The organism is Teichococcus aerofrigidensis, assembly GCF_054073225.1.
Genome location: NZ_JBSXMU010000160.1, coordinates 1 through 6,360 on the forward strand (window position 1 = coordinate 1; position 6,360 = coordinate 6,360).

Consider the following 6,360-nt stretch of genomic DNA (forward strand, 5'->3'; position numbering starts at 1 on the left):
CCTCGGCGAAGCCGGGCACGGCAGCGCCGGCCGGGGCCGCCAGCGCCGCCTCGCCGGGCCAGGAAGCCGGCCCGCCGCCGGTCTCCCCACCCGTCTCCCTGGCCTGCGGCCCGGCGCCCACCGCCAGGGCACGCCGCAGGGCCGAGATCAGCGCGCCGCGCACCAGCCCCGCTTCGCGGAAGCGCAGCTCGGTCTTCATCGGATGGACGTTCACGTCCACCATCTCCGGCGGCAGCTCGAGGAAGAGCACCGCGACCGGGTGCCGCCCGGCGGCGATCAGGTCCCGGTAGGCGACGCGCAGCGCGGCGCGCAGCAGCGGGTCGCGCACCGGGCGGCGGTTGACCACCAGATGCTGCTCCGCCGCCGTGGCGCGGGTCAGCGCCGGCAGGGCGGCCATGCCGTCCAGGTCGAGGTCGCTCCACCGCCCCGTGACCGGCACGGCGGCGCGGGCGAAGTCCGGCCCCAGCAGGGCGGCGAGCCGCGCCGTCCGGTCGGCGGGGGCGAGGGTCAGGACGCGGCGCCCCTCCACCTCGACGGTGAAGGCCACCTCGGGCCAGGCCAGCGCCAGGCGGCGCACCGCCTCCACCGCGTGGCCGGCCTCCGTCGGCGGCGTCCTGAGGAACTTGCGCCGGGCGGGGGTGGCGAAGAACAGGTCGCGCACCTCGACCCGCGTGCCGGGCGCGCCGGCGGCGGGCCGCACCTCGCCCTTGCTCCCCCCCTCCACCGCCAGGCTGTGCGCCTCGCCGCCGGGCGGGCGGCTGGTGAGGGTGAGCCGCGCCACCGCGCCGATCGAGGGCAGCGCCTCGCCGCGGAAGCCCAGGGTGGCGATGCGGAACAGCGCCGCCTCCTCCGGCAGCTTGGAGGTGGCGTGGCGCTCGACGCAGAGGGCGAGGTCGGCCGGGGACATGCCGGCACCGTCATCCTCCACCAGGATGCGGCCGATGCCGCCCCCCTCCAGCGCGACATGGATGCGCCGCGCCCCGGCATCCAGCGCGTTCTCCACCAGCTCCTTCACGGCGGCGGCGGGGCGCTCCACCACCTCGCCCGCGGCGATGCGGTCGGCGGTGGTGGCGGAGAGCAGGCGGATGCGGTCCATGCCCCGCTCTAGCGCCCCGGCCGGGGGGAGCGGAAGGGCGCCGGGCTTGTCACGCCCCCCGCCATCCGGAATGCTCCCGCCCCGTGGTCACCGCCGGCATGAGGGTCAGCGCCTCCCATGAGCCTGAGCTTTCTCGAGACGACCAGCCTGTCCTCGCTGCTCGACACCGCCGTCAGCCTGACCGCCGCCTTCGTCCTCGGCACGCTGATCGGCGCCGAGCGGCAGTACCGCCAGCGCAGCGCGGGGCTGCGCACCAATGTGCTGGTGGCGCTGGGGGCGACCGCCTTCGTCGATCTGGCGCACCGCATGATCGGCCCGACGGAGGCGGTGCGCGTGGTCTCCAACGTGGTCACCGGCATCGGCTTCCTCGGCGCCGGCGTGATCATGAAGGAGGGGCTGAACATCCGCGGCCTCAACACCGCCGCGACGCTCTGGTGCTCGGCGGCGGTCGGCGCCTGCGCGGGGGCGGACATGCTGGCCGAGGCGGGGCTGCTCACCCTGGCCGTCCTGGCCGGCAACACGCTGCTGCGGCCGCTGGTCAACCGCATCAACCGCATCCCGATCAACGAGCGCAATGTCGAGGCGACCTACCAGGTGAAGGCCCTCGTCACCCGTGGCGCCATGCCGCAGCTGCGCGAACTGCTCGTCGAGCGGCTGGAGGAGGCGCAATACCCGGTGGCCGATGTCGCGGCGGAGGAGCGCGGCGCCGACCTGGCCGAGGTGACCGCGACGCTGGTCGCGACCGCCGTGGAGCCGGCGGAGCTGAGGGAGGTGATCGCCGGGCTGCAACGCCAGCCCGGCATCATCCACGTCACCTGGGACGGCAGCGTGAAGGACTGAGGCGCCGGCTTATCCCTCCGGCAGGCCCTGCAGCGCGCGGAGGCGGGCGATCAGCCCGGCCGTCGAACCGTCATGCGCCCCCGGCCGGCCCTCCGGCGCCAGCTCCGGCAGGATCGAGCCGGCCAGCTTCTTGCCCAGCTCGACGCCCCACTGATCGAAGGCGTCGATGCTCCAGAGCGCGCCCAGGCAGAACACCTTGTGCTCGTAGAGCGCGATCAGCGCGCCGAGGCTGCGGGGCGTGAGGCGCTCCAGCAGCAGGGTGACGCTGGGGCGGTCCCCGGGGAAGAGGCGGTGCGGCAGCAGGCGGGTGATCTCGGCCGGGTCGGTGCCGGCGGCGCGCATCTCGGCCTCGACCTCGGCGGCGCCGCGGCCGCGCAGCAGCGCCTCGGCCTGGGCCAGGCCATTGGCCAGCAGCAGGCGGTGGCTGGCGGCGTGGTCGTGGTCCGGGTTGGCGATCAGGATGAAATCCGCCGGGACCGGCGTGGTGCCCTGGTGCAGCAACTGCATGAAGGAGTGCTGCGCGTTGGTGCCCGGCTCGCCGAAGATCACCGGCCCGGTGTCGCGCACCGCCTCCTGGCCCGAGAGCAGCGTCCGCTTGCCCAGGCTCTCCATCTCGAGCTGCTGCAGATGCGCCGGGAAGCGCGCCAGCCGCTGGTCGTAGGGCAGGATGGCCTGGGCCTTCAGCCCGAGTCCGTTGACATGCCAGGCCGAGACCAGGGCCAGCAGCAGCGGCAGGTTGTCGGCCGGCGCGGCGCCGAGGAAATGCTCGTCCATCTCCCGCGCCCCGGCCAGCAGCGCCGCGAAGGCCTCCCAGCCGCAGGCCAGCGCGATGGACAGGCCGATGGCCGACCAGAGCGAGAAGCGGCCGCCCACCCAGTCGTGGAAGCCGAACACGCGGTCGGCGGGCACGCTGAAGGCGGCGGTGGCCTCGAGATTGGTCGAGAGGGCGGCGAGATGCGCCTTCGCCCCCTCGGCCCCCAGCGCCGCCTCCAGCCAGCCGCGCACGAGATGCGCATTGGCCATGGTCTCGGCGGTGGTGAAGGTCTTGGAGGCGACCAGCACCAGGGTGCGCGCCGGGTCGAGCCCGGCCCGGATCGCCTCCCACTGGTGCGCGTCGGCATTGGCGAGGTAATGCGCGCGGAGCGGCGCGGCGGGGGTCCAGAGCGCGCCCGTGACCATGGCCGGGCCGAGGTCGGAGCCGCCGATGCCGATGTTCACCACATCGGTGAAGGCCTCGCCGCCGGCGCCGCGGATCTCGCCCGCATGCACGGCGCGGGTGAAGCGCTGCATGGCCGCCAGCGTGTCGGCCACCGGGCCGGAGGCGTCCTCGAAGGTGCCGTCGGCCCGCAGGGCGCGGAAGCCGGCGGAGCGCGGCGCCCGCAGCGCCATGTGCAGCACGGCGCGGCTCTCGGTCTCGTTGATCTGGGCGCCCGCCGCCATGGCGTCGCGCTGTGCCATCACCTCCTGGGCGGTGGCGAGGTCGAGCAGGGCGGCCAGGACCTCCTCGTCGATGGCGGTGCGCGAGAAGTCCAGCAACAGCCCCGCCGCCTCGCGGTGGAAACGGCGGAAGCGCTGCGGATCGGCCTCGAAGAGGGCGCGGATGCGGCCCGCTCCGGGCTGCCGGGCCAGCTGCTCGATGCGGCCCCAGGCCGCCTCGCGCGGTGTCAGACTCATGGCGCTCCCTTCCGTGTCCATGCGGCCGGGGAGGCTAGAACAGAAGCTGGCGGGAGGGAATTGGCGGATCGAGGAGATGCGGCCAAAAACAAAAGACTAGATGAGCGGCGGCCGGGAGGGCCCTCAGAGCCCTTCCGGCTGGCCCGCCACGGTCACGGACAGCGCCCCGGGCTGCAGCAGCCGCCCGGCCAGCTTCGCCGCGTGGTCGCGGGAGATGGTGGCCAGCCGCTCGGGCCGGCGGGCCAGCCAGTCCAGCGGCCGGCCGTTGCGGCGCATGGCCAGCAGGGTGGCGGCGATGCGCCGGCTGTCGGTGAACTGCAACGGCTGGCTGCCGGTCATGAAGGCGATGGCCTCCTCCATCTCCGCCGCCGTGGGGCCGTCCTCCGCCATGCGGCGCCACTCGGCGCGCAGCACGGTGAGCAGCTCGCCCACCCGGGCATTGGCGGTGGAGCAGGAGCCGACCAGCACGCCCTGGCCGAGGATCGGGTCCAGCCCGGCGCCGATGCCATAGGTCAGGCCGCGCTCCTCGCGGATGCTGCGGGTCAGGCGCGCGGTGAAGCCGCCGCCGGAGAGGATGCGCAGCAGCACCTGCGCCGCTTCCCAGTCGGCGTCACGCACCGGCAGGCCGGGCTGACCGAAGAGGATGGCCGATTGCGGCGCCGCCACCGGCACCACCTGGGTGCCGAAGCGGGCGAAGTCCGGCAGGAGCGGCGGCGGCTCGGAGCGGCCCGGGGGCAGGGCGCCCAGCAGCTGCGGCAGCAGCGCGGCCAGCTCCGTGGCCGTGATGGCGCCGGAGGCGGCGATCAGCAGGCCGGCCTCGCCCTGGCCCTGGTGCAGGTGGCGCGCCAGGGCCGCCCGCATCTGCTCGACGGTGAGCTGCGCCAGGCTCTCCTCGGTGCCACCGGCGGGGCGGCCGGCCGGGTGGCCGGGAAAGCCGGCGGCCCAGAAGGCGCGCGAGGCGCGGCCGCGTGGCCCCTCCAGCGCCTGCCGCGCCCCGGCGATGGCCCGGGCCCGCAGGCGGGAGACCGCCTCCTCCTCGAAGCGCGGCGCCGTCATGGCCAGCCGCGCCAGCCGGACCGCCTCGGGCAGCGCCGGCTTGAGGGCGCGCAGGCTGCCCTCGAAGGTATCGCGGTCGGCGCTGAAGCCGAGGCCGATCGCCTCGTCCTGCAGCGCATCGGCGAAATCGGCGGCGGAGAGGTCCCCGGCGCCCTCGGTGATCAGGGCGGCGGCGAGGCGGGCGCAGCCCTCCTGGCCCTCGGGGTCCAGCGCGGCGCCGCCGGGCCAGGACCAGGCCAGGCTGACCACCGGCACCGAATGGTCCTCGGCCAGCCAGGCGGTGAAGCCGCCGCCCTCGACCACCTGGATCGGCAGGGAGAAGCCGGCGGCGGGCGCGGCGGAGGCGCCGCTCATGCCGCGCCCTCCGGCAGCAGCCAGCCGGTCATCGAGGGTCGCGAGAGCACGGCGCGCGCCGCCGCCTCCACCTGCGGCGGGGTGACGGCGCGGATGCGTGCCGGCCAGAATTCGACGCTCTCCAGCGGCAGCCCGTTGGCCAGCGCACCGCCCAGGATGCGGGGCGCTGCGCCGAGGCTGTCCAGCGCCAGCAGTACGCCGGCGGTGAGCTGGCGGATCGAGCGCGCCACCTCGGCCTCGGTCACGCCACCGTCGAGCAGCCGGGCGACCTCGGCCGCCACGGCGCCTTCCAGCGCGGCGGTCGTGGTCTCGCGGCGCGGGGTGGCGAAGATCTCCAGGCTGCCCGTGCCGATGGCGTCGCCGTCATAGGCGCAGCCGGCGGAGACGGCGAGGCCGCTCTGCACCAGCGCCTTGTGCAGCCGCGAGCCCTGACCGCCGCCCAGCAGATGCGCCAGCACCTCCAGCGGGTGCACATGCTCGGCCGGCGCGCCTCCCTGGATCTGCCCCTGGGTCTGCCCTTGGGGCTGGCTCGGCGCCACCCAGCCGCGCAGGAAGACGGCCTCCTGCAGGGTCGCCTCGCGCTGCACCAGCCGGTCGCGCAGCGGCGAGCCGGGCGCCGGGGCGCGATCGCGGGCGGCCTTGTCATAGGGCGCGGGGCGGGAGGGGATGGCGCCGTAATGCTGCTCGGCCATGCGCGCCACCGCCTCGCGCGACACCGCGCCGGTGACCAGCAGGGTGGCATTGGCCGGCACGTAGTAGCGGCCGAAGAAGTCCAGCATGTCGTCGCGGCTCAGCGCGGCGATATCCTCGGGCCAGCCGATCAGCGGCCGGCCCCGCCAGTGCTGGCGGCCCCAGAAGGCGGCGTCCCAGGTCTCCCGGAAGCGGCCGCGCGGCGTGCTCTCGGTGCGCTGGCGCCGCTCCTCCTGCACCACCTGCCGCTCCGGCTCGATCTCGTCGGCGGGGAAGAGGGCGGCGGCCATGCGGTCGGCCTCCATGCCGGCCACGAGGTCGAGCCGGCCGGCCTCGACATGCTGGTGATAGGCCGTGACGTCGCGGGAGGTGAAGGCGTTGTCCTGCCCGCCCTCGCGCGCCACCAGGCGCGAGAAGGCGCCGGAGGGCACGTTCGGGCTGCCCTTGAACATCATGTGCTCGAGGAAGTGGGCGAGGCCGGAGCGGCCGGCCGGGTCCTCGCCGGCGCCGGCGCTGTAGAAGACGTAATGCGCGACGACGGGCGCGCGCCGGTTCTCCGCATGCACCACGGTCAGGCCGTTGGGCAGCGTCCAGAGGCTGGCGCCGAAGAGCGGGCGCTCGCCGGCCGGCGGCGCGGCGGCGGGGGCGGC

5 protein-coding genes are annotated in these 6,360 nt (G+C 75.5%); 1 reads left to right on the forward strand and 4 read right to left on the reverse strand.

Annotation, left to right across the window (positions count from 1 at the left end):
• Positions 1 to 1,096: DNA mismatch repair endonuclease MutL (gene mutL, locus ACVMLK_RS19300; RefSeq protein ID WP_457487331.1), on the reverse strand; the 1,096-nt coding region annotated here is incomplete at its 3' end.
• Between the two features lie 117 nt (positions 1,097 to 1,213).
• On the opposite strand from mutL, the gene ACVMLK_RS19305 reads away from it, so the two are divergent.
• The gene (locus ACVMLK_RS19305) at positions 1,214 to 1,936 is read left to right on the forward strand and encodes an MgtC/SapB family protein (RefSeq protein WP_457487332.1); all 723 of its coding nucleotides are present in this window, start codon (positions 1,214 to 1,216) and stop codon (positions 1,934 to 1,936) included.
• A 9-nt stretch (positions 1,937 to 1,945) separates the two neighbouring features.
• Here the strand turns inward: ACVMLK_RS19305 and pgi are convergent, their stop codons facing one another.
• From pgi to ACVMLK_RS19320, 3 genes are all read right to left on the reverse strand, one after another.
• Complete coding sequence (gene pgi, locus ACVMLK_RS19310; RefSeq protein WP_457487333.1) at positions 1,946 to 3,610, reverse strand: glucose-6-phosphate isomerase; 1,665 nt, start codon at positions 3,608 to 3,610, stop codon at positions 1,946 to 1,948.
• 123 nt (positions 3,611 to 3,733) lie between these two features.
• Positions 3,734 to 5,020, reverse strand: a complete 1,287-nt coding sequence (locus ACVMLK_RS19315) for a M16 family metallopeptidase (protein WP_457487334.1) — start codon at positions 5,018 to 5,020, stop codon at positions 3,734 to 3,736.
• On the reverse strand, positions 5,017 to 6,360 hold a 1,344-nt coding region (locus ACVMLK_RS19320; RefSeq protein WP_457487335.1), incomplete at its 5' end, for a M16 family metallopeptidase. The genes ACVMLK_RS19320 and ACVMLK_RS19315, both read right to left, overlap by 4 nt.